The organism is Simplicispira sedimenti, from assembly GCF_022760965.1.
GTDB classification, from domain to species: Bacteria; Pseudomonadota; Gammaproteobacteria; order Burkholderiales; family Burkholderiaceae_C; genus Simplicispira; species Simplicispira sedimenti.
The window spans coordinates 336,038-360,271 of record NZ_JAKVIJ010000002.1 but is presented as its reverse complement, the minus strand read 5'-3'; the positions used below and the strand labels follow the sequence as shown (position 1 = coordinate 360,271).

Genomic DNA, 24,234 nt, shown 5'->3' with positions numbered 1-24,234 from the left:
CGGGTTTGCCGGGGCAAAACGCTGTGCTCAGGCTACAGCCTGGGAGACTCGGACCTGACATTCTAAAAAATTGACGCATCGCCCGCTGCAGCGCAGGCGACGCATCCCCGGCCAGCCCGCTGCCACAGCGCAGCGGACAGGCCCTGTCGATCAGAACAGCACGCGGCAGCGCAGCGTGTGCGGCACCTGCTGGAGCTTTTGCAGCGCCAGTTCGGACGATTCGGCATCGATGTCGATCACCACATAGCCGATGGCCTCGTTGGTCTGCAGGTACTGGGCGGACACGTTGATCTGGTTGTCGGAGAAGATGCGGTTGATCTCGGACAGCACGCCCGGCACGTTGCGGTGCACATGCAGCAGACGGTGCTTGCCACTCTGGGCCGGCAGGGCCACGGCCGGGAAGTTGACCGACGAGGTGGTCGTGCCGTTGTCGCTGTAGCGCACGAGCTTCTCGGCCACTTCCACGCCGATGTTGGCCTGCGCCTCCAGCGTGGAGCCGCCGATGTGCGGCGTGATGATGACGTTGTCCAGCCCGCGCAGGGGCGAGACGAATTCATCCTTGTTGGTGCGCGGCTCGACCGGGAACACGTCCACCGCCGCGCCGAGCAGCTTGCCAGCCTTGAGCGCATCGGCCAGCGGCTCGATCTCGACCACCGTTCCGCGCGAGGCATTGATGAGGATACTGCCCGGCTTCATGGCGGCGATTTCGGCGGCGCCGATCATCCACTGCGTGGACGGCAGCTCGGGCACATGCAGCGAGACGATGTCGCTCTGCGCCAGCAGGTCCTTCAGGTTGGCCGCCTGACGTGCGTTGCCCAGCGGCAGCTTGGCCACCACGTCATGGAACACCACCTGCATGCCCAGCGCCTCGGCCAGCACCGAGAGCTGCGAGCCAATGGCGCCATAGCCCACGATGCCCAGCGTCTTGCCGCGTGCCTCGAAGGCGTTCTCGGCACTCTTGAGCCAGCCACCGCGGTGCGCCACGGCATTTTTCTCAGGCACGCCGCGCAACAGCAAAATGGCCTCGGCCAGCACCAGCTCGGCCACCGAGCGGGTGTTGGAATAGGGCGCGTTGAACACGGCAATGCCCCGGTCGCGCGCGGCGTTCAGGTCCACCTGGTTGGTGCCGATGCAAAAGCACCCGATGGCCACGAGCTTGTGCGCGTGTGCAAGCACCTCGGCCGTGAGCTGGGTGCGCGAGCGGATGCCGATGAAGTGCACATCAGCGATGCGCTGGATGAGTTCGTCCTGCGGCAGTGCACCGGAGAGGGATTCGATCTGGCTGTAACCGGCGTTTTGCAGCACCTGCAAGGCAGAGGGGTGCAGGCCTTCGAGCAACAGAAACTTGATCTTGCTTTTGTCGAGCGAGGTGGGGTTCATGGCAGTCCTGGGTCGGTGAAGCGCAGGCGGCCCGCCACAGGGGCGCCCAGCTTCGGGATGGCGGGCCATCCTAGCATGGTGCGGCGCACAAAACCGCCTTCTGGAGAGGCGCCACTACCAGCGTCAGGGGCAAGGGGTTTGCACCTGCATACCGGGGTTTACCCGGTCACTCCAGACGCCCCGACGTGGTTACAAAGGCCCTTCGCGGGTGTGACGACTTCTTTCTGTAACAATTTCGCCATACGCTGTTTGCTTTTCACTGTCCTACCTTTTCCCAAGGAGCAACCGCATGAAATTCCGTACGCTGGCCCTGAGCGCCGCCCTGGCCGCCATGGGCTCCAACGCCGCCTTTGCACAGACCGAAATCCAATGGTGGCATTCGATGACCGGCGGGCTGAATGATTGGGTGGTGGACATCGCCAACAACTTCAACGCCAGCCAGAAGGACTACAAGATCGTGCCCACCTACAAGGGCACCTATGACGAGTCCATGACGGCCTCCATCGCTGCCTTCCGCGCGGGCAACGCGCCGCACATCCTGCAGGTGTACGAAGTGGGCACCGCCACCATGATGGCGGCCAAGGGCGCCGTGGTGCCCGTGGGCAAGGTCATGGCGGATGCCGGCCACAAGTTCGACCCCAAGGCCTACATCCCGGCCGTGGTGGGTTACTACACCGCCCCCAGCGGCGAAATGCTGAGCTACCCCTTCAACAGCTCGACCACGGTGCTCAACTACAACAAGGACTTGTTCAAGAAGGCGGGCCTGGACCCGAACAAGCCGCCAAGCACCTGGCCTGAACTGGTCTCGGCCGCCGCCAAGCTCAAGGCCTCGGGCGTGAGCTGCCCGTTCACCACGAGCTGGCAAGGCTGGACGCAGCTGGAGAGCTTCTCCACCTGGCACAACACGCTGTTTGCCACGCAGAACAACGGCTTTGGCGGCACCAGCGCGCGCCTGGCCTTCAACAGCCCGTTGCATGTGCGCCACATCGAAAACCTGGCCAACATGGCCAAGCAGGGCCTGTTCCACTACCGTGGCCGTGGCAACAAGGGCGATGCGCCGTTCTACTCGGGTGAATGCGCCATGGCCACCGCCAGTTCTTCCACCTACGCCAGCATCAAGAAGAACGCCAAGTTCGACTTCGGCATTGCCCCCCTGCCCTACTACCCCGACGTGCAGGGCGCACCGCAGAACACCATCATCGGCGGCGCCTCGCTGTGGGTCATGGCAGGCAAGAAGCCCGCGGAATACAAGGGCGTGGCTGCGTTCTTCCAGTACCTGACCAACCCCGAAGTGCAGGCCGCCAGCCACCAGCGCACGGGCTACCTGCCCATCACCCTGGCCTCGTTCGAGATGACCGAGAAGGCAGGCTTTTACAAGCAGAACCCCGGCACCGACACGGCCGTGAACCAGATGATCCGCAAGACCACCGACAAGTCGCGTGGTGTGCGCCTGGGCAACTTCAACCAGATCCGCGCCATCATGGACGAGGAGCTGGAGCTGGTCTGGGCCGGCAAGAAGACGGCCAAGGAAGCATTGGACGCTGCCGTCAAGCGCGGCAACGAGCAACTGGAGCGCTTCCAGAAGGCCAACAAGTAAGCCTTGGGTCCATTCGCAACACGGCCGGGTCCCATGCCCGGCCGTTTTTGATGCAGGAGTCCTCTTTTGACCATAGAAAAACGGGTGCGCTTCAAGAGCTGGTGGCTCCCCGCCGTGCTGCTGGCGCCGCAGGTGGTGGTGATCGCCGTGTTCTTCTTCTGGCCCGCCGGCCAGGCGCTGGTGCAGTCGCTCCAGCAGCAGGACGCCTTTGGCACCTCGGTCGAATGGGTCGGGCTGGAGAATTTCCAACGCCTGTGGGGTGACGAAAGCTACATCGCGTCCTTCAAGACCACGGCTGTGTTCTCGGTGCTGGTGGCGGTGCTGGGCCTGGTGCTGTCGCTGGCGCTGGCGGTGTTTGCCGACCGCGTGGTGCGCGGCGCGTCGTTCTACAAGACGCTGCTGATCTGGCCCTACGCCGTGGCACCCGCCGTGGCCGGGGTGCTGTGGTTGTTCATGTTTGCGCCGTCCATCGGCATCGTGAGCTATGCGCTGCGCCAGATCGGGGTGGAATGGAACCACCTGCTCAACAGCAACCAGGCCATGGCGTTGATCGTGTTTGCCGCCGTGTGGAAGCACATTTCCTACAACTTCCTGTTCTTCCTGGCGGGGCTGCAATCCATCCCCAAGTCCCTGATCGAAGCCGCCGCCATCGACGGCGCAGGGCCGTGGCGGCGCTTCTGGAGCATCGTCTTCCCGCTGCTCTCGCCCACCACCTTCTTCCTGCTGGTCATCAACATCGTCTATGCCTTCTTCGACACCTTCGCCATCGTGGACGCCACGACCGAGGGCGGCCCCGGCAAGGACACGGCCATCCTGGTCTACAAGGTGTATTACGACGGCTTCAAGGCGCTGGACCTGGGCGGCTCGGCCGCGCAGTCGGTGGTGCTGATGGCCATTGTGGTGGTGCTCACCATCATCCAGTTCCGCTACGTGGAACGTAAAGTGAACTACTGACCATGGTCGAACGCCGCCCTCTTGCCACCGCCATCTCGCACCTGGTGCTCATCCTGGGCGTCATCGTGGTGGCCTTTCCGCTCTACATCACCTTTGTGGCCAGCACGCACACGGCGCAGGAGATCGTGCAGACCCCCATGCCCTTGTTGCCCGGCCCGCACCTGATCGAAAACTTCACCCACGCCATCAACGGCACCAGCGGCAGCGCGGCCTCTACCGCGCCCGTGGGCCGCATGATGGCGGTGAGCCTGGTCACCGCACTGGTCATCGCCATCGGCAAGATCGCCATCTCGCTGCTGTCGGCCTTTGCCATCGTCTATTTCCGCTTTCCGGGGCGCATGTTCTTCTTCTGGGCCATCTTCGTCACGCTGATGCTACCGGTGGAGGTGCGCATCGGCCCGACCTACCAGGTGGTCTCCGACCTCGGCATGCTCAACAGCTATGCCGGTCTCACGGTGCCGCTCATTGCCTCGGCCACGGCCACCTTCCTGTTCCGCCAGTTCTTCCTGACCGTGCCCGACGAGCTGGTGGAGGCCGCGCGCGTGGACGGCGCCGGGCCCATGCGCTTTTTCTGGGACGTGCTGCTGCCGCTGTCACGCACCAGCATCGCGGCACTGTTCGTCATTCAGTTCATCTACGGCTGGAACCAGTACCTCTGGCCGCTGCTGGTGACCACCGACGAATCCATGTACCCCGTGGTCATGGGCATCAAGCGCATGATCTCGGGCGGCGACGCCGCCAACGACTGGAACATCGTCATGGCCACGGCCATCCTGGCCATGATCCCGCCCGCGCTGGTGGTGCTGCTCATGCAGAAATGGTTCGTCAAGGGTCTGGTGGACTCGGAAAAATAAGCAAAATTTGGCTCCAGCGCTTATCTACAAAGCGCAAACAGCTACACTTTTTATAGCAAAAACATGGCATCCATCTCGCTGCGCAACATCGTCAAGCGCTACGGCCACGGGCCCAAGGCCAACCAGGTGATCCACGGCGTGAATGCCGAAATCCACGATGGCGAGTTCGTCGTCATCGTGGGCCCCTCGGGCTGCGGCAAATCCACGCTGCTGCGCATGGTGGCCGGGCTGGAGGAGATCAGCGGCGGCGAGATCGCCATCGGCAGCCGCGTGGTCAACCAGCTCGAACCCGCCGAGCGCGACATCGCCATGGTGTTCCAGAACTACGCGCTGTACCCGCACATGAGCGTGTTCGACAACATGGCCTACGGCCTGAAGATCGCCAAGGTGCCCAAGGACGAAATCAAGACGCGGGTGGACAAGGCCGCCAAAATCCTGGAGCTGGGCCACCTGCTGGAGCGCAAGCCGCGCGAGCTCTCGGGCGGCCAGCGCCAGCGCGTGGCCATGGGCCGCGCCATCGTGCGCCAGCCGCAGGTATTCCTGTTCGACGAGCCGCTGTCCAACCTGGACGCCAAGCTGCGCGCGCAAACACGGCTGGAAATTCAAAAACTGCACCGCGAACTGGGTATCACCAGCCTGTTCGTCACGCACGACCAGGTCGAGGCCATGACGCTGGCGCAGCGCATGATCGTGATGAACGGCGGCAACATGGAACAGTTCGGCACGCCCGAGGAGGTGTACCACCGCCCGGCCAGCACCTTTGTGGCCAGCTTCATCGGCGCGCCGCCCATGAACCTGCTGCAGCAGGCCCCCGGCGGCAAACCAGGCCAGACCCTGGGCATCCGCCCCGAACACCTGGACGTGGTGGCCAGCGAGGGCTGGGAACTGCACGTTGACACCGTGGAACTGCTGGGCGCGGAGCGCCTGATCTATGCCCGCCTGGGCGACGAGCCACTGATCGTGCGCGTGGAAGAAGGCGCCAGCGCCCCGCTGCCCGGCAGCACCCTGCGCGTGCGCCCGCGTGAAGACCGCCTGCACTGGTTTGACGCCAGCACGGGCAAGCGGCTGTGAGCGCGCCCATGACCACGCCCTGGCCCTACCCCCGCTGGATTGCCCACCGCGGCGCAGGCAAGCTCGCCCCCGAGAACACCCTGGCCGCCTTCCGCCTGGGAGCGCAGCACGGCTACCGCATGTTCGAGTGCGATGCCAAACTCAGCGCCGACGGCGTGCCTTTTTTGTTGCACGACGCGACCCTGGAGCGCACCACCAATGGCCAGGGCACAGCCGGCGACCTGCCCCTGGGTGCACTGGCCCAGCTGGATGCGGGCAGTTGGCATTCCCGCACCTATGCGGGCGAGGCCGTGCCGACGCTGGAGGCACTGGCCCGCTTTTGCATCGCCAACGGCTGCTTCTTGAACATCGAGATCAAGCCCACACCGGGCCATGAAGAACGCACCGGCCGCGTGGTGGGCGAGACCGCCGCGCGCCTGTGGCAAGGCCAGGCAGTGCCGCCGCTGTTCTCGTCCTTCAAGCCCAAGGCGCTGGCAGGCGCGCAAGCCACGGCAGCGCACATTCCGCGCGCCTTGCTCATCGATGCGCTGTGGGACGGCTGCCTGGACGAAGCCAGCCGCCTGGGCTGCGTGGCCATTGTGTGCAACCACGCACTGTGGGACGCGGCGCTGGTCGCCCAAGTCAACGCACTGGGCATGCGCACCCTGAGCTACACCGTCAACGACGAATGGGCTGCCCAGCGCCTGATCGCCCTGGGCACCGACGGCATCATCACCGACCGCGTCGATCTGTTCGCGCCCGCCTGATTGCTGGGAGTCCGCACCGGCAAGCCCCTGCTACCGCATTGAGTAATATCAACGCAAATCACTCTCATTTGTCATAATATCCCGGCCCTTAATTGGTCCAGACCCAGAAAGGATGACCGTGGACCGTCGCCACTTCTTGCTGCAGCTTGGTGCAGCCCTTGGAACCACCTGCCTGCCTGCGCTGGCCCATGCCCAGGCCAGCGGCACCCGCCTGCGCGTGGCCGGCGGCTGGCGCATGAACGAGCGCGACTATCAGATCGGAGCACTCAGCGTCGATTGGGAACAGGGCCAGGTCAAGACCGAATTCGCCCACACCCTGCCCACCCTGCCCCACGCCATCGTGCCCGAAGAAGGCGGCGGCTTCCTGGCCGTGGCCACGCGCCCCGGCACCTGGATGGTGCGGGTGGACGCGCAGGGCAAGCTGGTGCAGCGCCTGACCATGGCCGAGGAAGGCGACACCCGTACGCTGGACGGGCACGTCATCGCCAGCCACGACGGACGCTGGCTCTACACCGGCGAGACCGACCGCAAAACCGGCGCGGGCTGGGTCAGCGTGCGCGATGCCAAAAACCTGCGCAAAGTGGCCGAGCACCGCACCCATGGCATCGACCCGCACCAGATTCTGGTGGACGCCCAAGGCCGCCTGGTGGTGGCCAACGGTGGCATTCCACGCACCCCCGAGGGCCTCAAGCGCAATCTGGAGCTGATGGACCCCAAGCTGGTGCTGTTGAACCCCGACAACGGCGAAAAGCTGGGCGAGTGGAGCCTGCGCGACAAGCGCCTGGCACCGCACCACATCGCCTGGAACCGCCCTTTGGCCGACAGCCCGCAACTCCTGGGCATCGGCCTGCAGGCCGAGCACGACGACCCGTCCAAGCGGCGCGACGCCCCCCTGCTGGCGGTGTGGGACGGCAAGGAACTGAAGATCCCCACCCACATGGTGGCCGACGGCTACGCGGGCGACGTGGCCGCAGGCCCCAACGGCGGCTTCGTGCTGACGGCGCAGTTTGCCAACCGCGTCGTGCTGTGGCAGCCCCAGGAACCCGCCAAGCTGCTGACCATCGGCAAGGTGCAGAACCCCTGCGGACTGTGGCCCCTGGACGACGCGCCGGGCGTGACCATTGGCGGCGGCCTGGGCCTGGCCCGCTGGCATGCCACCGAGCCCGGCCATATGCTGCGCTGGCCTGCGGGCATGGCGGCAGGAAACCATTGGGCGGTGTTGGGGTGACTCCCACCTGAGCGCGCTGCGCGGCTCCCCCCCCTCTCTCGCTACGCTGCGCTTCGCGGGAGGGGGACGCACCCAGTGGCCGGGCCAAGCCCGTTCCACGGGCGCCCTGGCATGGCGATGGATGCGCCGCTGGGCAGTGAAATCGCGCCTCAACCCCTCCAGCCACGCCGCAGCAGCCACTGGCAGGTGGCACTGGCCAACACCAGTGCAGCGTAGGTACTCATCTTTCCGTCACGCCCCTGCAGCCACAAACCGGCAACCAACACCGCGCAACCCACTATGAAAACGATAGCTGCTTGCGCCCACCAGGAAAGCGCTGGGGCCGATTTCGGCATCAATAGCCGCGCCATGGGAACGAGCAGCAACGCCAGCACCGCAGCGGGCGCGACGAAGTTGAGCAGGTGGTTGAACGTGTCCAGTGGACCCATGGCGGAAATGACGTAAATCAAGACTCGTGCAGTCCGAGAGGAACCGCGGCGGCAAGAATTTTATAATCGCGGCCTATGTCAGTCTGGGCCCTGGGCATCAACCACACGACCGCGCCGCTCGATCTGCGCGGCCGGTTTGCGTTTGCGCTGGACCAGATCGCCCCCACGCTGCACGGCCTGCGCCAGTCGCTGAGCCAGAATGCTGCCGCCTGCGGTGCGGTGGAGACGGCCATCATCTCCACCTGCAACCGCACCGAAATCTACTGCGCAGGCGAGCGCCCCGCGCTCGACCACACCCTGGGCTGGCTGGCCCACAGCGGCGGCGTGAGCCCCGAGGTGCTGCGCGAACATTCCTACAGCCTGGAAAACGGCCCCGTGGCGCGCCACGCCTTCCGCGTGGCCAGCGGGCTCGATTCCATGGTGCTGGGCGAGGCCCAGATCCTGGGCCAGATGAAGGACGCCGTGCGCGCCGCCGAAAGCGCGGGCGCCCTGGGCTCCACGCTCAACCAGTTGTTCCAGCGCAGCTTTGCCGTGGCCAAGGAAGTGCGCACCAGCACCGAGATCGGCGCACACAGCATCAGCATGGCCGCCGCCGCCGTGCGCCTGGCCAGCCAGCTGTTCGAAGACCTGGGCCGCACGCGCGTGCTGTTCGTCGGCGCGGGCGAGATGATCGAGCTGTGCGCCACGCACTTTGCCGCGCGCAACCCCAAGCAGATCGCCATCGCCAACCGCACGCTGGAGCGCGGCGAGAAGCTCGCCACCCGCTTTGGCGGCGAGGTGATGCGCCTGTCCGACCTGCCCGAGCGCCTGCACGAATTCGACATCGTGGTGAGCTGCACCGCCAGCACCCTGCCCATCGTGGGCCTGGGCGCCGTGGAGCGCGCACTCAAGAAGCGCCGCCACCGCCCCATGTTCATGGTGGACCTGGCCGTGCCGCGCGACATCGAGCCCGAGGTCAAGCAGCTCGAAGACGTGTACCTCTACACCGTGGACGACCTGGCCAGCGTGGTGCAGACCGCCCAGGCCAACCGCCAGGCGGCCGTGGCGCAGGCCGAGGCCATCATCGACGCGGGCGTGCAGAGCTTCATGCACTGGATGGACCAGCGCCACCCAGAGCACGGCGTGGTGCCGCTGATCCGCCAGATCCAGGACCAGGCCGACGTGTGGCGCACCATCGAACTCGACCGCGCGCGCAAGCGCCTGGCCAAGGGCGAGGACATCGACACCGTGCTCGACGCGCTCTCGCGCGGCCTGGCGCAGAAGATGCTGCACGGCACCCTGGCCGAGCTGCGCGCGGGCGACGCCGAAACCCGTGAACAAACGGCGCGCACCGCCTCGCGCCTGTTCCTGCGCTCGCAGAGCAAGAACAGCCTGTAGCGGCGCTCTTACGGCTCTTCAGGCCCAACAGGCCTCCAGCGCTTTATCCATAAGCGCTATCAGCTACAAAATCAGTAGCAAACCCCTTTTCGGATCGCCATGAAACCCTTTCTCCGCACCCAACTGGAGCGCTTTGCCCGGCGCCTGCAGGAACTCGACTTCCTGCTCTCGCGCGAGGACATCATGGCCGACATGGTGCAGTACCGCGCCATCTCCAAGGAACACGCCGAGGTCACGCAGATCGCTGGTCGCTATGCGCGCTACCTGCAGCGCGAGGCCGACCTGGCCGGTGCACGTGACATGCTCACCGACCCCGACATGGCCGAGATGGCGCAGGAGGAGATCGCCGGCTGCGAGGCCGAGCTGGCGCAGCTCGAAGACGAACTCCAGCGACTGCTGCTGCCCAAGGACCCCGACGACGCGCGCAACGCTTTCCTCGAAATCCGCGCCGGCACGGGCGGCGACGAGTCGGCCCTGTTCGCGGGCGACCTGGCGCGCATGTACACCCGCTACGCCGCCAATGTGGGCTGGAAGGTCGAGGTGGTGAGCGAGAGCCCGTCGGAGCTGGGTGGCTACAAGGAAATCGTGCTGCGCATGATCGGGGACGACGTGTACGGCGCGCTGCGCTTTGAATCGGGCGGCCACCGCGTGCAGCGCGTGCCCGCCACCGAAACGCAGGGTCGCATCCACACCAGCGCCTGCACCGTGGCCGTAATGCCCGAACCCGACGAGCAGGAAGCCATCAAGCTGAACCCGGCCGACCTGCGCATCGACACCTTCCGCGCCAGCGGCGCGGGCGGCCAGCACATCAACAAGACCGATTCCGCCGTGCGCGTGGTGCACCTACCCACCGGCATCGTGGCCGAGTGCCAGGACGGGCGCAGCCAGCACAGCAACAAGGCCAAGGCGCTGCAGGTGCTGCAGGCGCGCATCCAGGAAAAGGAGCGCAGCGAGCGCGCCGCCAAGGAGGCCGCCGAGCGCAAGGGCCTGATCGGCAGCGGCGACCGCAGCGACCGCATCCGCACCTACAACTTCCCGCAGGGACGGCTGACCGACCACCGCATCAACCTCACGCTGTACAAGCTGCTCACCATCATGGAGGGCGACCTGGGTGAAGTGCTGGAGGCCCTGCGCCATGCCCGCGAGGCCGAACAACTGGCCGATCTCGAACAAAGCACGGTTTGATGCCAAATCGGCACCCAACGCCCATGGATAAAGCGCAATCAGCTATTCATTCGATAGCAAATATCACCGTGCAGGCGGCGCTGGCGCAGGCCCTGCAGCAAGGGCTTGCGCGCATCGACGCCCAAATGCTGCTGCTGCACACGCTGGGCCGCCCCACGGACGAACGCGCCTGGCTCATCACGCACGACAGCGACCCGCTGCCCCCCGCAGCACAGCAGCGCTTCGAGGCTCTGTGCCGCCGCCGCCTGGATGGCGAACCCGTGGCCTACCTCACGGGCACCAAGGCCTTCTACGGACTGGAGCTGCAGGTGGATGCCCGCGTGCTCGACCCCCGCCCCGACACCGAAACCCTGGTGGACTGGGCACTGGAAGTCCTGGCCCCCGTCGCCGCCCCGCGCGTGCTGGACCTGGGTACGGGCAGCGGCGCCATCGCGCTGGCCCTGCAAAAAGAACGGCCCGATGCCCGTGTGCTGGCGGTGGACGCCAGCCTGGACGCGCTCACCGTGGCCCAGGCCAACGCCCAGCGCCTGGGCCTGCCGGTGCAGTTCCGCCGCGGGCATTGGATGGAGGGGCTGGAGGGCGCGTTCGACGCCATCGTGTCCAACCCGCCCTACATCCCCACGGCCGACCCGCACCTGGCGGCCCTGCAGCATGAACCACTGCAGGCGCTGGCCAGTGGTGCCGATGGTCTGGACGACATCCGCACCATCATTGCCCAGGCCCCCGCACACCTGGTGCCGGGCGGCTGGCTGCTGCTGGAGCATGGCCACGACCAGGCCCCGACCGTGTGCGCGCTGCTGCAGGCTGCGGGCCTGCAGGCCGTGCAAACCCGCAAAGACCTCGCCGGCATCGCGCGATGCTCCGGCGGGCAAAGGCCGACAGTGAAATAATCACGCCAAATCCACCTTTTAACCACCCCTCGGGCGCACACGCCCCACCCTTTTGGAGCCCCCCATGAGCGACATCCGCCAACGCATCGACGAACTCGTCAAATCCAACGACATCCTGCTCTTCATGAAGGGCACCGCCAGCTTCCCCATGTGCGGCTTTTCCGGCCGCGCCGTCCAGGTGCTCAAGGCCTGTGGCGTGGATCCCAAGGCCATCGCCACCGTCAATGTGCTCGACGACGACGAAATCCGCCAAGGCATCAAAGACTACAGCCAGTGGCCCACCATCCCCCAGCTCTATATCAAGGGAGAGTTCATCGGCGGCTCGGACATCATGATGGAGATGTACGAATCGGGCGAGCTGAAGAAGCTCCTGGGTACCGAGGGCTGAAGGCCAGGCCCCAACCCCTTTCAGCGCGCCTGCGCACAGAACCGCCCTCCGGGGCGGTTTTTTATTGGGCATGGTCTGCGCCGTAGCCTGAGCGCCGCCGGTAGCGAAAAATCACTACTCCAGCACCGCACGCAACTGCCGCGTGGTGGCGGCCAGGCGGCGGGTGCCGATCTGGGCCAGATTGTTCATCACGGTGAGGGCGGCCTGCGGGTGCTGCTGCGCCCAGGCGTCGAAATCGGCTCGGGCCAGGCGCACCAGGCGCGCCTTGCCGTGCTCGGTGCCCGCGCAGGCGGTGCGTGGCGCGCCGCTGAGAAAGGCCATCTCCCCGAACGCCATGCCCGGCCCCACCGTGGCCAGGCGCAGGCCACTGGCAGCCGGCCAGTGGGTCACCAGGGTGATGTGGCCGGACTGCACGATCAGCAGATCGCGGTCGGTATCGCCCGCCGCAAACACGATGCTGTGGCCGGGCACCAGCTGCGGGCGCAGCACCGCTTCCAGCGCCTGGCGCGCCTGTGCCTGCAGGCCCTCGCCGATCTCTCCGAGCGGGTCGCTGTCGGAATGGCACACACGCAGGTGTTGTGGGCGCTGCGCCAGGATGGCCGCCTCGGCCCATTCCAGCGCGCGGTCCAGGTCGGCAAAGCTGCGCACCGCACTGCCTACCTGCGCCGCCGCGATCCCATCGAGTGAGGCCACTGCCACGGCAATGCCCTGCTGCTGCAGGTCGCGCACCAGGGCGCGCAGTTGCGCCAGCGCGGTGCTGTCCCAGGCGGGCACGCGGCTGGCGTCCAGCACAGCCCAGCGGTGCCGGGGCTGCAGCAGCAGGCGCACCTGTTCCGCGAGATGGGCCGCCACACCGAAGGACATGACGCCTTGCAGCTCGAACACCGCCACCTGGTTCATGCGCGGCGCAATCCATCCGTCAGACGCTGCTCGACGCAAGCGACGCGAGCGCAATTCACCATCCATGCGCACGTGGCGCAGCACCGTGGTGGCGGAATCGTGCAACAGCACAAAGGTGGCCACGACCAGCCCGGCCACCAGCGCCACCACACCGCCAAACACGGCAAACACCAGGGCCACCAGCCAGCTCTGTACCCAGGTAAAGCGCGCCTGGCGCGCGTACTGGCTTGACCACATCAGGCCCGGAACCTGCAGCAACCCGGCCAGCACCAACCCCCCGGCCAGGCAGGCCATGGGCACCCAGTGCAACCACCAGGCGCCCGTCAGTGCCACCCCCAGCATGATGGCTGCGTGCCAGCGCATCGCCTGAAGCGATGGCCCCGCCTGGGCCAGCACAATGCGCGAGCGTGAAGCGCTGGTGGATGCGGGAATCATGCCCACCAGCGCGCACAGCGCGCCCAGCAAGCTCTCGCGGCGCAGGGCCGCGTTGGCATCCACACGCAGGCCGTGGTCCAGTTCCAGCTCCTGGTGGAACACCAGCACCTCCAGGCTGTTGACCAAGGCCATGAGCAAGGCCAGCAACACCAGCGCCTGTCCGTGGCGCTCGGCCACCGCCATCCAGGGCACACCGCCCCAGTCGGGCCACAGCGGCCCGGCAAAGGCACTGGGCTGCACGGCGGCAACAAACACATCCCCCAGGCCTGCGCCCCAAATGCCTGCCACGGCCACCGCCACAGACACCACGGCCACGGCCGTGAGCAATCCCGGCATGCGCGGCCAGCGCCCGCGCAGCCACCAGGCCAGGGCCGCCACGCCAAGCGCTGCCAGGGCATGCCAGGCGGTGCGCTCATCGCCCAATGCACCGCTGCCAAAGCCGTTGCGCACCTGCCCCAGCACCATGGAAAGCCCGACCCCGGCCGCAAAGCCATGTGTGACCGAAATGGGCAAAAAACGCGCCACCGACGCCAGGCGCAATACCCCCAGCAGCCACTGGAACACAAAGGCGAGTGCCACTGTCGTACCCGTCACCGCCAGCACCTGGCGCGCATTCAGCCCCAACCCAGGCGCCGCACCATGCACCGTGGCCAGCACCGCCGCAAACAACAGTGCCACCACCGTAGTGGGCGCATACACCACCCCTGCACGGGGTGCCGCCAGCGTCAGCAACAAACCGGGCAGGGCTGCCGACCACAGTGCCAGCGCTGCCAGCGAATGGTCTGCCGCCAAAGGCGCAAACGCCAGCAGCCCCAGACCCACTGCATGGGGCACGGTGACAGCGGCAGCCGACCACGCGGCCGCCATGCCCGAGGCCGGCACGGGCACGGCACGGGCACCCCGGCGCACCGGGGTGGCGGACTCGGGGTGGACCTGGGTGTCCGGCATGGGGCTCCGTCTGCGCGGCGTGGCTTCAGAGTGCGCGCGCCGCGAAGGTGTCGCAGGCCTTGAGGCTGCCCTGCTGCATGCCGGCGTGGAACCAGCGCTGGCGCTGCGCACTGGTGCCGTGGGTGAACGACTCGGGCACCACGGCGCCGCCGCTGGAGCGCTGCAGCGCGTCGTCGCCGATCTGCGCGGCCGCGTTCATGGCTTCCTCCACGTCGCCCTGCTCCAGGATCTGGCGGGCATTCTGGGCGTGGTGGGCCCACACGCCGGCGAAACAGTCGGCCTGCAGTTCCAGACGCACGGACAGGCGGTTGTATTCGGCCTGGCTGACGCGGCCGCGCATCTGGTCCACCTTGGCGCTGATGCCCAGCAGGTTCTGCACGTGGTGGCCCACCTCGTGGGCGATCACGTAGGCCTGGGCGAAGTCGCCCGGCGCGCCGAGGCGGCTTTGGAGGGTTTCGTAGAAGCCCAGATCGATGTACACCTTCTGGTCGGCCGGGCAGTAGAACGGCCCCATGGCCGCCTGGCCCGTGCCGCAGGCCGTGGGCGTGGCGCCGCGGAACAGCACCAGCCGGGGTTCCTGGTAGCTGCCGCCGGCCTGTCGGAACACGCCATGCCACACGTCCTCGGTGTCGGCCAGCACGGTAGAGACGAACCGCGCAAGCCGGTCGTCGGCTGGCGGGCGCTGTGCAGGCGCCTGCTGCACCTGGGCGGGCGGCACGCCACCACCGCTGAGCAGCCCGAGGAGGGTCAGCGGATTGACGCCCAGCAGCCAGCCGCCCAACAGCGCCACGACGATGGTGCCAATGCCGATGCTGCGCCCGCCCAGCATCTGGAAACCGTCGCCACCGCCGTCACGGCGGTCTTCGACATTGTCCGATTCGCGGTTGCCTTCCCATTTCATGGCCTGCTCCTGTGATGCCTGTGCATATTACGCGCGGCCCACGCGGCCCGCGCTGGTGCTGTGCCTGGGCCAGGCGGGCGGGCGCGGCGCACTGTCGGTCGAGCGCATTGCCATCAACCTGGTGGACGCGCGCATTCCCGACAACCAGGGCGAGCAGCCGGTCGATGCGCCCGTCGTCCCCGCAGGCCCGGCCGCGTATTTCGCCACCCTGCCCGTCAAGGCCCTGCATCGTGCGGCGCAACGGGCCGGCCTGCCCTGCGAGGTGTCGCAGACGGCGGGCACCTTCGTGTGCAATGCGGTGTTCTACGGCCTGCTGCACCAGCTCGCCGCTGGCGCCGCAGCCGGGGCGCGCGGCGGTTTCGTGCACGTGCCCTGGCTGCCGGAGCAGGGCGCGCCCGCTATGCAGCTCCGCGACATGGTGCGCGGCGTGCACGCCATGCTGTGGGCCGCCGTGCTGCACCGGCAGGACATCGCCGCGGGCGCGGGCGCCCTGCACTGACGGCCGGGGTCAGGCCCGCGGCAGGGTGACGCCGTGCTGGCCCTGGTACTTGCCGCCCCGGTCCTTGTACGAGACCTCGCAGACGTCGTCCTTGTCGCTCTCGAAGAACAGCACCTGGGCGCAGCCCTCGCCGGCATAGATGCGCGCGGGGAGCGGCGTGGTGTTGGAGAACTCCAGCGTCACGTAGCCTTCCCATTCGGGCTCGAAGGGCGTGACGTTGACGATGATGCCGCAGCGTGCGTAGGTGCTCTTGCCCAGGCAGACGGTGAGCACGTTGCGCGGGATGCGGAAGTATTCGACGGTGCGCGCCAGCGCGAAGCTGTTGGGCGGGATGATGCAGCTGTCGCCCTCGAAATCGACGAAGCTTTTCTCGTCGAAATTCTTCGGGTCCACCACCGTGCTGTGGATGTTGGTGAAGACCTTGAATTCAGGCGCGCAGCGGATGTCGTAGCCGTAGCTGCTGGTGCCGTAGCTGATGATCTTGCGGCCCTCGGCCTCGCGCACCTGGCCGGGCTCGAAGGGCTCGATCATGCCGTGCTCGGCCGCCATGCGGCGGATCCATTTGTCGCTCTTGATGCTCATGGTGCGGGTTCCTCGCCAGGTACTACGATTTTGATAGCTGGTTGCGCTTGAACATCAAGCGCCAGGGCCATATTTTGCCTGTGAAATCACGGTCTGCTCAACCAGGCGGTCGTCGCCGAGCACGATCATGGCGAACAGCAATTCGTCCAGGTTGCCCGCCTGCGCGGTGCGCCGCGCCAGCAGCGGCGTGGCCTGGGGGTTGAGCACCACAAAGTCGCCCTCGCAGCCCGGCTGCAGGTTGCCCACCACGCCGTCCAACCCCAGCGCGCGCGCCGCACCCGCTGTGTGCTGCCACCACAGCTGCTGGGGCGAGAGGCTCAGGCCCGGCTTGGTCTGCCCCTCACGCCCCACGGTGTAGGCGGCCAGCATGGTGCGGAACGGCGAGAAGCTCGTGCCCCCGCCCACGTCGCTGGCCAGGCCGTAGGCGAAGCCCGCGCGGTCGGCCGCCTGGTAGTCGAAGAAGCCGCTGCCCAGGAACAGGTTGCTTGTGGGGCTGACGGCTGCGGCCGTGCGGCGCTGGTGCATCAGCGCGCGGTCGGCCGCATCGAAATGGATGCAGTGCGCATACACGGCGCGCTCGCGCATCAGGCCGAAATCGTCGTACACCGCGAGGTAGCTGCGCGAGCGCGGATACAGCTCGCACGCCCAGCGCACCTCGTCGAGGTTCTCGGCCACATGGGACTGAATCCACACATCCGGATACCGCGCCGCGAGCTGCCCTGCCCCGCGCAGCTGCGCCGGGCTGCTGGTGGGCGCGAAGCGTGGCGTGATGGCGTAGCCCAGTCGGTCCACGCCATGCCAGCGCGTGATGAGGTCTTCGGTATCGATCAGGCTTTGCTCCGTCTCGTCACGCACACCATCGGGCGAATGGCGATCCTGCAGCACCTTGCCCGTCATCAGGCGCAGGTGTCGGCGCCGCGCCTCGCCGAACAGCGCATCGACCGACTGCGGGTGCGAGGTCGCGAAGGCCAGTGCCGTCGTCACGCCGTTGCGCAGCAGCTCATCGAGAAAGAACTCGGCCACCTGCTCGGCGTAGCCCTGGGCCACAAAGCGCTTCTCGTGCGGAAAGGTGTAGTTCTCCAGCCAGGGCAGCAGGCCCTCGGCGGGCGAGCCGATCACGTCGGTCTGCGGGTAGTGGACATGCATGTCCACAAAGCCCGGCGCGATCAGGCGCCCCGGCCAATGGGTGACGTGTTGACCCGCGAACTGCGGCGCGAGTTGCTGCCAGGCTCCTACCGCCAGCACACGCTGGCGGCCCTGGGCATCGGGGCCGATGGCGAGCAGGCCATCCTCGTCGTACAAGGCCTGGCCATCCTCGGAAAAACGCAACAGGGCAGAACGGTAAATGTGCATGGCTGCAAGCTTACCGGAGCCAGCCGCGCCTTTTCTCCGGCAAAGCCCCTCCGTTGTATGGTGTGGAGCAAGCACCGCCAGCGCTGGACGACACTGGCGAGGCCCCGACCAGGGCCACCGTGCAAGGGCCGCCCCGCAGCACCGGTGGCGTCCCCCCTCCGCGCAGCGCAGCGAAGCAGAGAGGGGGGAAGGCGCCGAAGGCGACTCAGGGGGGAGCCCCTCCATCCGGGGGTGCGTCAAATGTGCAACGCGTGCCCCAGCGCCCGCAGCGCCGCTTCCTGCACCGCCTCGCCCAGCGTGGGGTGGGCGTGGATGGTGCCCGCCACGTCCTCCAGCCGCGCGCCCATCTCGATGGACTGGGTGAAGGCCGCCGCCAGCTCGGCCACGCCCTGGCCCACGGCCTGCCAGCCGAGGATCAGGTGGTTGTCCTTCCGGGCCACCACGCGCACGAAGCCGCCGGTGGCTTCCAGCGTCATCGCGCGGCCGTTGGCGGCGAACGGGAAGGCCGCGTCGATGCAGTCCAGCCCTGCGGCACGCGCCTCGCCCGGCGTTTTGCCCACGACCACGACCTCGGGGTCGGTGAAGCACACGGCCGGAATGGCCATGGGCTCGAAGCGGCGGTGCTTGCCCGCGATCACCTCGGCCACCACCTCGCCCTGCGCCATGGCACGGTGCGCCAGCATGGGGTCGCCGGTGATGTCGCCAATGGCCCAGACGTTGCGCATGGAGGTGCGGCACTGCGCATCCACCGCCACGTAACGCCCGGCCATGTCGAGCTGCAGCGATTCGAGCCCGAAGCCCGTGGTGCGCGGCTTGCGGCCCACGGCCACGAGCACGCGGTCGGCGGGCAGCGCGAACTCGTCGGCGCGCGCGCTACGCACGCGCACACCGTGCTGCGCGTCGTAGCCCTGCACGCTGCAGCCCAGGTGCAGCACGACGCCGCTCTTCTCCAGAGCGTCGAGCACTGGCTGGGTCAGTTCCTCGTCGTAGCCGGGCAGCACGCGCTCGGCGGCCTCGACCACGGCGACTTCCACGCCCAGCTTGCGGTAGGCCATGCCCAGCTCCAGGCCGATGTAGCCCGCGCCCACGACGACGAGGCGGCGCGGCAGGCTGTCCGGCGAGAGCGCACCGGTGGACGAGACGACGGCACCGCCGAACGGCAGCATGGGCAGCTCGACCGGCTCGGAGCCCGTGGCCAGCAGCAGGTGCTCGCAGCGCACGCGCACGGGCTCGCCGCCTTCGGCGGGCTGCACGGTCACGGACTTGCCGTCCTCGATGTGCGCCCAGCCCTTGTGCACCCGCACGCCGGCCTTGCGCAAGAGCGCGCCCACGCCGCCGGTGAGGCGCTTGACGATGCCGTCCTTCCAGCGCACGGTCTGCGAGATGTCGATGCTCGGTTCCTGCACCTTGATGCCCAGCGGCGAGCCGTGGGCCTGGTGGCGTGCAGCGTCGAACGCGTGCGCGGCATGGATCAACGCCTTGGACGGGATGCAGCCGATGTTGAGGCAGGTGCCGCCCAGGCTCTCCCCCTCGACCAGCACGGTGGGAATGCCGAGCTGGCCGGCGCGGATGGCGGCCACGTAGCCGCCGGGACCGCCGCCGATGACCAGCAGCTTGGTGGTGATTTCTTTCATGTGTATTCCTCCCGCTTCACTCGACGAACAGCAGGGCCGGGGTTTCGAGCAGCGCGCGCATGGCCTGGATGAATTGCGCCGCGTCCATGCCATCGACCACGCGGTGGTCGAACGAGGACGAGAGGTTCATGAGCTGGCGCGCCACCACCTGGCCATTGCGGAACATGGGCCGCTCGACCATGCGGTTGACGCCGACGATGGCCACCTCGGGGTGGTTGATGACCGGCGTGCTGGCAATGCCGCCCAGCGCCCCCAGGCTGGTGAGGGTGATGGTCGAACCCGACAGCTCCTCGCGCGGCGCCTTGCCACTGCGCGCGCCTTCGGCCACGCGCGCGATGCCCGCCGCGCAGGCCCACAGGTCCAGCGCCTCGGCATGGCGCAGCACCGGCACCATGAGGCCACCGTCGGTCTGCGTGGCCACGCCCAGGTGCACGGCCGCGTGGCGCGTGACCACGCCGGCCTCGTCGTCGAAGCGGGCGTTGATCTGCGGGAAGTCACGCAGCGCCAGCACCATGGCCCGCGCCAGGAAGGGCAGCAGCGTGAGCTTGCCGCGCGTGGCACCGTGGAGCTTGTTGAGCTGCTGGCGCAAGGCCTCCAGCTCGGTCACGTCCACCTCTTCCACATAGCTGAAATGCGGAATGCGGCGCTTGGCCTCCTGCATCTTCTGCGCGATCTTGCGGCGCAGGCCGATGACGGGGATGGCTTCCTCGCCATGGCGCTCCATATAGGGCGAAGCGCCCTGTCCCGGCGCCTGGCCGCCACCGGCCAGGTAGGCGTCGAGGTCGTCGTGCTCAATGCGGCCGGCCGGGCCGCTACCGTGCACGTAGCGCAGCTCCACGCCCAGGTCCAGCGCACGGCGGCGCACCGCGGGCGAGGCCAGCGGGCGCTCGTCCGCAGTGCGCGGCACCACGGCGGCGCGGGGCGCCGCCGTGGGCCGCGCGGCCGCAGGTGCCACAACGGGGGTGGGCGCCGGGGGCGCCTCGGATGCTACTGAAACAGGAGCTACTGGCGCTTGATGGACGGGCGCTGGAGCTGCATTTGGCTTCAAATTTCCGTCGCCCTCCACCTCCAGCCGCACGAGCTCGGAGCCCACGGCGATGGACTGGCCCACCACACTGCCCAGCGCCAGCACCTTGCCCGCCACGGGCGACGGAATCTCCACCGTGGCCTTGTCGGTCATCACATCGGCGATGGGCTGGTCCTCGGCCACCACGTCGCCGGGCTGGACATGCCAGGCCACCAGTTCCACTTCGGCAATGCCCTCGCCAATGTCGGGCACGCGGATTACATAAATACCCATGTCATGCCTCCACTGCACGCTTGAGGGCCGCGCCAACACGCGCGGGTCCCGGGAAATAGGCCCATTCCTGGGCGTGCGGGTAGGGGGTGTCCCAGCCGGTCACGCGCTCGATGGGGGCTTCCAGGTGGTAGAAGCATTCCTTCTGCACCAGCGCCGCGAGTTCGGCGCCGAAGCCGCCGGTGCCCGTGGCCTCGTGCACCACGACACAGCGGCCGGTCTTCTTCACGGAGTTGACGATGGTCTCCAGGTCCAGCGGCCAGATGGAGCGCAGGTCGATGATCTCGGCGTCGATGCCGGATTCGCGCGCGGCGCATTCGCTCACCCAGACCATGGTGCCGTAGGTCAGCACCGTGACGGCCTTGCCGGGGCGGAACACGGCGGCGCTGTCGAGTGGCACCGTGTAGTAGCCCTCGGGCACCATGCCCAGGGCATGCTTGGACCAGGGCACGACCGGGCGGTCGTGGTGGCCGTCGAACGGGCCGTTGTAGAGGCGCTTGGGCTCCAGGAAGATGACCGGGTCGTCGTTTTCTATGGAGGCGATCAGCAGGCCCTTGGCGTCGTAAGGATTGCTCGGCATCACCGTGCGCAGGCCGCACACGTGGGTGAAGATGGCCTCGGGGCTCTGGCTGTGCGTCTGGCCGCCGTAGATGCCGCCGCCGCAGGGCATGCGGATGGTGAGCGGCGCGGTGAAGTCGCCCGCCGAGCGGTGGCGCAGGCGCGCCGCCTCGGAGACGATCTGGTCCATGGCCGGGTAGAAGTAGTCGGCGAACTGGATTTCCACCACCGGGCGCAGCCCGTAGGCACCCATGCCCACGGCGGTGCCGACGATGCCGCCCTCGGAAATCGGCGCGTCGAAGCAGCGCGACTTGCCGTACTTGGCCTGCAGGCCTTCGGTGACGCGGAACACGCCGCCGAAGTAGCCCACGTCCTGGCCGTAGACGATGACGTCATCGTCGCGTTCCATCATCACGTCCAGGCCCGAGCGCAGCGCCTGGATCATGGTCATCGGCACGGTCCCTGCCGTGGCCGCCGTGTCTTTTTCTTGCGTTTCCATGGCTCAGACCCCCAGTTGCTGGCGCTGCCGGCGCAGATGCTCCGGCATGTCCTTGTACACATCGTCGAACATCGTGGCGGCGCTCGGCACGCGGCCGTCGAGCAGCGTGCCGTGGCTCTCGGCCTCCTTCTGCGCGGCGATCACCTCCTGCTCCAGCTCCTTCTGGGCCTGGGCGTGGCGCTCTTCGCTCCACTCGCCGATGGCGATCAGGTGCTGTTTGAGGCGTTCGATCGGGTCGCCCAGGGGAAAGCGCTGCCAGTCGTCGGCGGGGCGGTACTTGGACGGGTCGTCCGAGGTGGAATGGGGGCCGGCGCGGTAGGTCACCCACTCGATCAGTGTCGGCCCGTGGTTGGCGCGCGCGCGCTGCGCCGCCCACTGCGAGGCGGCGTAGATGGCCAGGAAGTCGTTGCCGTCCACGCGCAGCGAGGCGATGCCGCAGCCCACGCCGCGCTGGGCGAAGGTAGTACCCTCGCCGCCCGCGATGGCCTGGAAGGTGGAGATGGCCCACTGGTTGTTGACCACGTTGAGGATCACCGGGGCGCGGTACACGTGGGCGAAGGTCAGCGCGGTGTGGAAGTCGGACTCGGCTGTGGCGCCGTCGCCGATCCAGGCGGAGGCGATCTTGGTGTCGCCCTTGATCGCCGAGGCCATCGCCCAGCCCACGGCCTGGATGACCTGGGTGGCCAGATTGCCCGAGATCGAGAAGAAGCCCGCGCGCTTGTACGAGTACATCACGGGCAGCTGGCGGCCCTTGAGCGGGTCACGCTCGTTGCTCATGAGCTGGCAGATCAGCTCGGACATGGGGATGTCGTCACGCGAGAGCAGCAGACCCTGCTGGCGGTAGGTGGGGAAGCACATGTCGCCGTCTTGGAGCGCCTGCGCATGGGCCACGGCGATGGCCTCCTCGCCCAGGCACTGCATGTAGAACGAGAGCTTCTTCTGGCGCTGGGCCACCAGCATGCGGGCATCGAAGATGCGCGTCTTCATCATGGCGCGCAGCCCGCGCCGCAGGCGCTCAGGGTGGATGGCCGGGGCCCAGGGGCCGACGGCGCGGCCCTCGTCATCGAGTACGCGCACCAAGCTGTTGGCCAGGTCGGCGGTATCAAAGGCGGGGGAATCGGGGGAAGGTCTGCGTACTGCGCCGGCCGGCGAGACGCTGAGGTAGGAGAAGTCGGTCTTGCAGCCCGGGCGCCCAGTAGGCTCCGGCACATGCAGCCGCAGGGCTGTGTGCGATGTCATCCACGGTCTCCGCACGCGATTGTGTCGCGCGCTTGCGTTATGGGATTGGGATGCAGCACCGGGGTGTTGGCGTTGCATCCCCCTCTTTGCGCTGTAGCGCAGCCGTGGATTCTATGCCCGCACAATGCGGGTTGCCAGCCGGGAAAAACCCGCCCGCAACAGGGTCAGCGCGTGATCTTGCCCTGCACGCCTTCAACCAGCCAGTTCATGCCGAGGATCTGGGCGTCACCAAGCGTCTGCCCCTTGGCGATCACTTCGCGCCCTTCGTTGTCGCGCACAGCGGCCTGGGCGGCCTGGAAGGGGTGCAGCTTGCCTGCGGCAATGTCCTTCTGGCGCGCCAGCACTTCCTGCTGCACGGCCTGCGGCACCTTGCTGCCGAAGTCGCCCACGCGGATCATGCCCTCCTTCACGCCGCCCCAGACCTTGCCACTCTTCCAGGTACCGTTCTGCACGGCGCGCACGCGGGCCGTGTAGTAGTCGCCCCACTGGTGCGTGACCGCCACGATCTGCGCGTCCGGCCCCACGCGGCGCATGTCGGAGTGGTAGGCCACGGCCAGCTTGCCGCGCTCCTGCGCCGCCGCCATGACCGCCGTGGAGCCGGTGTGGAAGGCGAGCACATCGGCGTCCTGGTTGAACAGCGCCATGGCGCCGTCGCGCTCCTTGGGCGGGTCGAACCAGACGTTGAGCCACACCACCTTCACCGTGGCCCGCGGATTCACCGAGCGCATGCCCAGCGTGAAGGCGTTGATGCCCTGCAGCACCTCGGGGATGGGGAAGCCCGCCACGTAGCCGGCCACGCCGGTCTTGCTCATGCGGCCCGCCGCGATGCCCGCGAGGTAGCGGCCCTCGTAGTAGCGCGCGTTGGCTGTGGCCACGTTGGCCGCCTGCTTGTAGCCGGTGATGGACTCGAACTTCACATCGGGGAAATCCTGCGCCACCTTGAGCGTGGGCTCCATGTAGCCGAAGCTCGGCGTGAAGATGATCTTGTGACCCGTGGCGGCCAGGTCGCGGATCACGCGCTCGGCGTCCGGCCCCTCGGGCACGTTCTCGACAAAAGTGGTCTTGACGCCCGCGCCCAGCGCGGCCTCGACGGCCTTGCGACCCTCGTCGTGCTGGCGCGTCCAACCGGCCTCGGTGATGGGCGAGACATAGACGAAGCCCGCCTTCACGGGTTCGGCAGGCACCTTGGTCTGGGAAAAAACGGGGGAGAAAAAACAGGCGGCCGCGAGCGCGGCAGCGAGGTTTTTGTACATGGTGTTCCTCTACATGGTCCCGAAGACAAAAAAACAAA

General features: G+C 67.5%; 22 protein-coding genes. 11 read left to right on the top strand and 11 right to left on the bottom strand.

Annotation, left to right across the window (positions count from 1 at the left end; translation table 11 throughout):
• Positions 1-150: 150 nt before the first annotated feature.
• Positions 151-1,380 (bottom strand): phosphoglycerate dehydrogenase, encoded by a 1,230-nt coding sequence (gene serA, locus MJ602_RS04140; protein ID WP_162017077.1) that lies wholly within the window; start codon positions 1,378-1,380, stop codon positions 151-153.
• 289 nt (positions 1,381-1,669) lie between these two features.
• Between serA and ugpB the strand changes: the two genes are divergently transcribed.
• The 6 genes from ugpB to MJ602_RS04110 all read left to right on the top strand — a co-directional run bounded on the left by ugpB (position 1,670) and on the right by MJ602_RS04110 (position 7,830).
• Positions 1,670-2,977: a sn-glycerol-3-phosphate ABC transporter substrate-binding protein UgpB gene (ugpB, locus tag MJ602_RS04135; protein WP_243019502.1), complete on the top strand. Its 1,308-nt coding sequence runs from the start codon at positions 1,670-1,672 to the stop codon at positions 2,975-2,977.
• A 72-nt stretch (positions 2,978-3,049) separates the two neighbouring features.
• On the top strand, positions 3,050-3,931 hold the full coding sequence (gene ugpA, locus MJ602_RS04130; protein WP_162018132.1) for a sn-glycerol-3-phosphate ABC transporter permease UgpA: 882 nt from the start codon (positions 3,050-3,052) through the stop codon (positions 3,929-3,931).
• A 2-nt stretch (positions 3,932-3,933) separates the two neighbouring features.
• Positions 3,934-4,785: a sn-glycerol-3-phosphate ABC transporter permease UgpE gene (gene ugpE / locus MJ602_RS04125; RefSeq protein WP_243019501.1), complete on the top strand. Its 852-nt coding sequence runs from the start codon at positions 3,934-3,936 to the stop codon at positions 4,783-4,785.
• Positions 4,786-4,848: 63 nt separating this feature from the next.
• The gene (locus MJ602_RS04120) at positions 4,849-5,856 is read left to right on the top strand and encodes a sn-glycerol-3-phosphate import ATP-binding protein UgpC (RefSeq protein ID WP_162017080.1); all 1,008 of its coding nucleotides are present in this window, start codon (positions 4,849-4,851) and stop codon (positions 5,854-5,856) included.
• Positions 5,857-5,864: 8 nt separating this feature from the next.
• A complete protein-coding gene (gene ugpQ / locus MJ602_RS04115) occupies positions 5,865-6,602 on the top strand; it encodes a glycerophosphodiester phosphodiesterase (RefSeq protein WP_243019500.1) in 738 nt (245 codons plus the stop codon).
• Positions 6,603-6,720: 118 nt separating this feature from the next.
• Positions 6,721-7,830, top strand: coding sequence for a DUF1513 domain-containing protein (locus tag MJ602_RS04110; protein WP_243019499.1), 1,110 nt, complete (start codon positions 6,721-6,723; stop codon positions 7,828-7,830).
• A 149-nt stretch (positions 7,831-7,979) separates the two neighbouring features.
• Here the strand turns inward: MJ602_RS04110 and MJ602_RS04105 are convergent, their stop codons facing one another.
• Positions 7,980-8,258 carry a hypothetical protein gene (locus MJ602_RS04105; RefSeq protein ID WP_162017083.1) on the bottom strand — a complete coding sequence of 93 codons (279 nt, stop codon included), beginning with the start codon at positions 8,256-8,258 and terminating at the stop codon, positions 7,980-7,982.
• A 75-nt stretch (positions 8,259-8,333) separates the two neighbouring features.
• Between MJ602_RS04105 and hemA the strand changes: the two genes are divergently transcribed.
• The 4 genes from hemA to grxD all read left to right on the top strand — a co-directional run bounded on the left by hemA (position 8,334) and on the right by grxD (position 12,098).
• Positions 8,334-9,635 (top strand): glutamyl-tRNA reductase, encoded by a 1,302-nt coding sequence (hemA, locus tag MJ602_RS04100; RefSeq protein WP_162017084.1) that lies wholly within the window; start codon positions 8,334-8,336, stop codon positions 9,633-9,635.
• Between the two features lie 99 nt (positions 9,636-9,734).
• The gene (gene prfA, locus MJ602_RS04095) at positions 9,735-10,820 is read left to right on the top strand and encodes a peptide chain release factor 1 (protein ID WP_243019498.1); all 1,086 of its coding nucleotides are present in this window, start codon (positions 9,735-9,737) and stop codon (positions 10,818-10,820) included.
• Positions 10,821-10,843: 23 nt separating this feature from the next.
• On the top strand, positions 10,844-11,710 hold the full coding sequence (gene prmC, locus MJ602_RS04090; RefSeq protein ID WP_243019497.1) for a peptide chain release factor N(5)-glutamine methyltransferase: 867 nt from the start codon (positions 10,844-10,846) through the stop codon (positions 11,708-11,710).
• Between the two features lie 64 nt (positions 11,711-11,774).
• Positions 11,775-12,098: a Grx4 family monothiol glutaredoxin gene (gene grxD / locus MJ602_RS04085; protein WP_162017086.1), complete on the top strand. Its 324-nt coding sequence runs from the start codon at positions 11,775-11,777 to the stop codon at positions 12,096-12,098.
• A 114-nt stretch (positions 12,099-12,212) separates the two neighbouring features.
• Here the strand turns inward: grxD and MJ602_RS04080 are convergent, their stop codons facing one another.
• On the bottom strand, positions 12,213-14,381 hold the full coding sequence (locus MJ602_RS04080; protein WP_243019496.1) for a SulP family inorganic anion transporter: 2,169 nt from the start codon (positions 14,379-14,381) through the stop codon (positions 12,213-12,215).
• Positions 14,382-14,406: 25 nt separating this feature from the next.
• A complete protein-coding gene (gene ypfJ / locus MJ602_RS04075; protein WP_243019495.1) occupies positions 14,407-15,282 on the bottom strand; it encodes a KPN_02809 family neutral zinc metallopeptidase in 876 nt (291 codons plus the stop codon).
• On the opposite strand from ypfJ, the gene MJ602_RS04070 reads away from it, so the two are divergent.
• Entirely contained in the window at positions 15,281-15,781 is a 501-nt protein-coding gene (locus MJ602_RS04070; protein ID WP_341474724.1) for a pyroglutamyl-peptidase I family protein, read from the top strand. The genes ypfJ and MJ602_RS04070 overlap by 2 nt on opposite strands.
• 9 nt (positions 15,782-15,790) lie before the next feature.
• Here the strand turns inward: MJ602_RS04070 and dcd are convergent, their stop codons facing one another.
• The 7 genes from dcd to MJ602_RS04035 form a co-directional block, all read right to left on the bottom strand.
• A complete protein-coding gene (dcd, locus tag MJ602_RS04065; protein ID WP_119965610.1) occupies positions 15,791-16,363 on the bottom strand; it encodes a dCTP deaminase in 573 nt (190 codons plus the stop codon).
• 54 nt (positions 16,364-16,417) lie between these two features.
• A complete protein-coding gene (gene guaD / locus MJ602_RS04060) occupies positions 16,418-17,716 on the bottom strand; it encodes a guanine deaminase (RefSeq protein WP_243019493.1) in 1,299 nt (432 codons plus the stop codon).
• A gap of 236 nt (positions 17,717-17,952) precedes the next feature.
• Positions 17,953-19,350, bottom strand: coding sequence for a dihydrolipoyl dehydrogenase (lpdA, locus tag MJ602_RS04055; protein ID WP_243019492.1), 1,398 nt, complete (start codon positions 19,348-19,350; stop codon positions 17,953-17,955).
• Between the two features lie 16 nt (positions 19,351-19,366).
• Positions 19,367-20,650, bottom strand: a complete 1,284-nt coding sequence (locus MJ602_RS04050; RefSeq protein ID WP_243019491.1) for a dihydrolipoamide acetyltransferase family protein — start codon at positions 20,648-20,650, stop codon at positions 19,367-19,369.
• 1 nt (position 20,651) lies between these two features.
• Positions 20,652-21,704, bottom strand: a complete 1,053-nt coding sequence (locus tag MJ602_RS04045; protein WP_243019490.1) for an alpha-ketoacid dehydrogenase subunit beta — start codon at positions 21,702-21,704, stop codon at positions 20,652-20,654.
• Between the two features lie 3 nt (positions 21,705-21,707).
• Positions 21,708-22,943: a 3-methyl-2-oxobutanoate dehydrogenase (2-methylpropanoyl-transferring) subunit alpha gene (locus MJ602_RS04040; RefSeq protein WP_243019489.1), complete on the bottom strand. Its 1,236-nt coding sequence runs from the start codon at positions 22,941-22,943 to the stop codon at positions 21,708-21,710.
• 164 nt (positions 22,944-23,107) lie between these two features.
• A complete protein-coding gene (locus tag MJ602_RS04035) occupies positions 23,108-24,196 on the bottom strand; it encodes a BMP family ABC transporter substrate-binding protein (protein WP_243019488.1) in 1,089 nt (362 codons plus the stop codon).
• Positions 24,197-24,234: the final 38 nt, after the last annotated feature.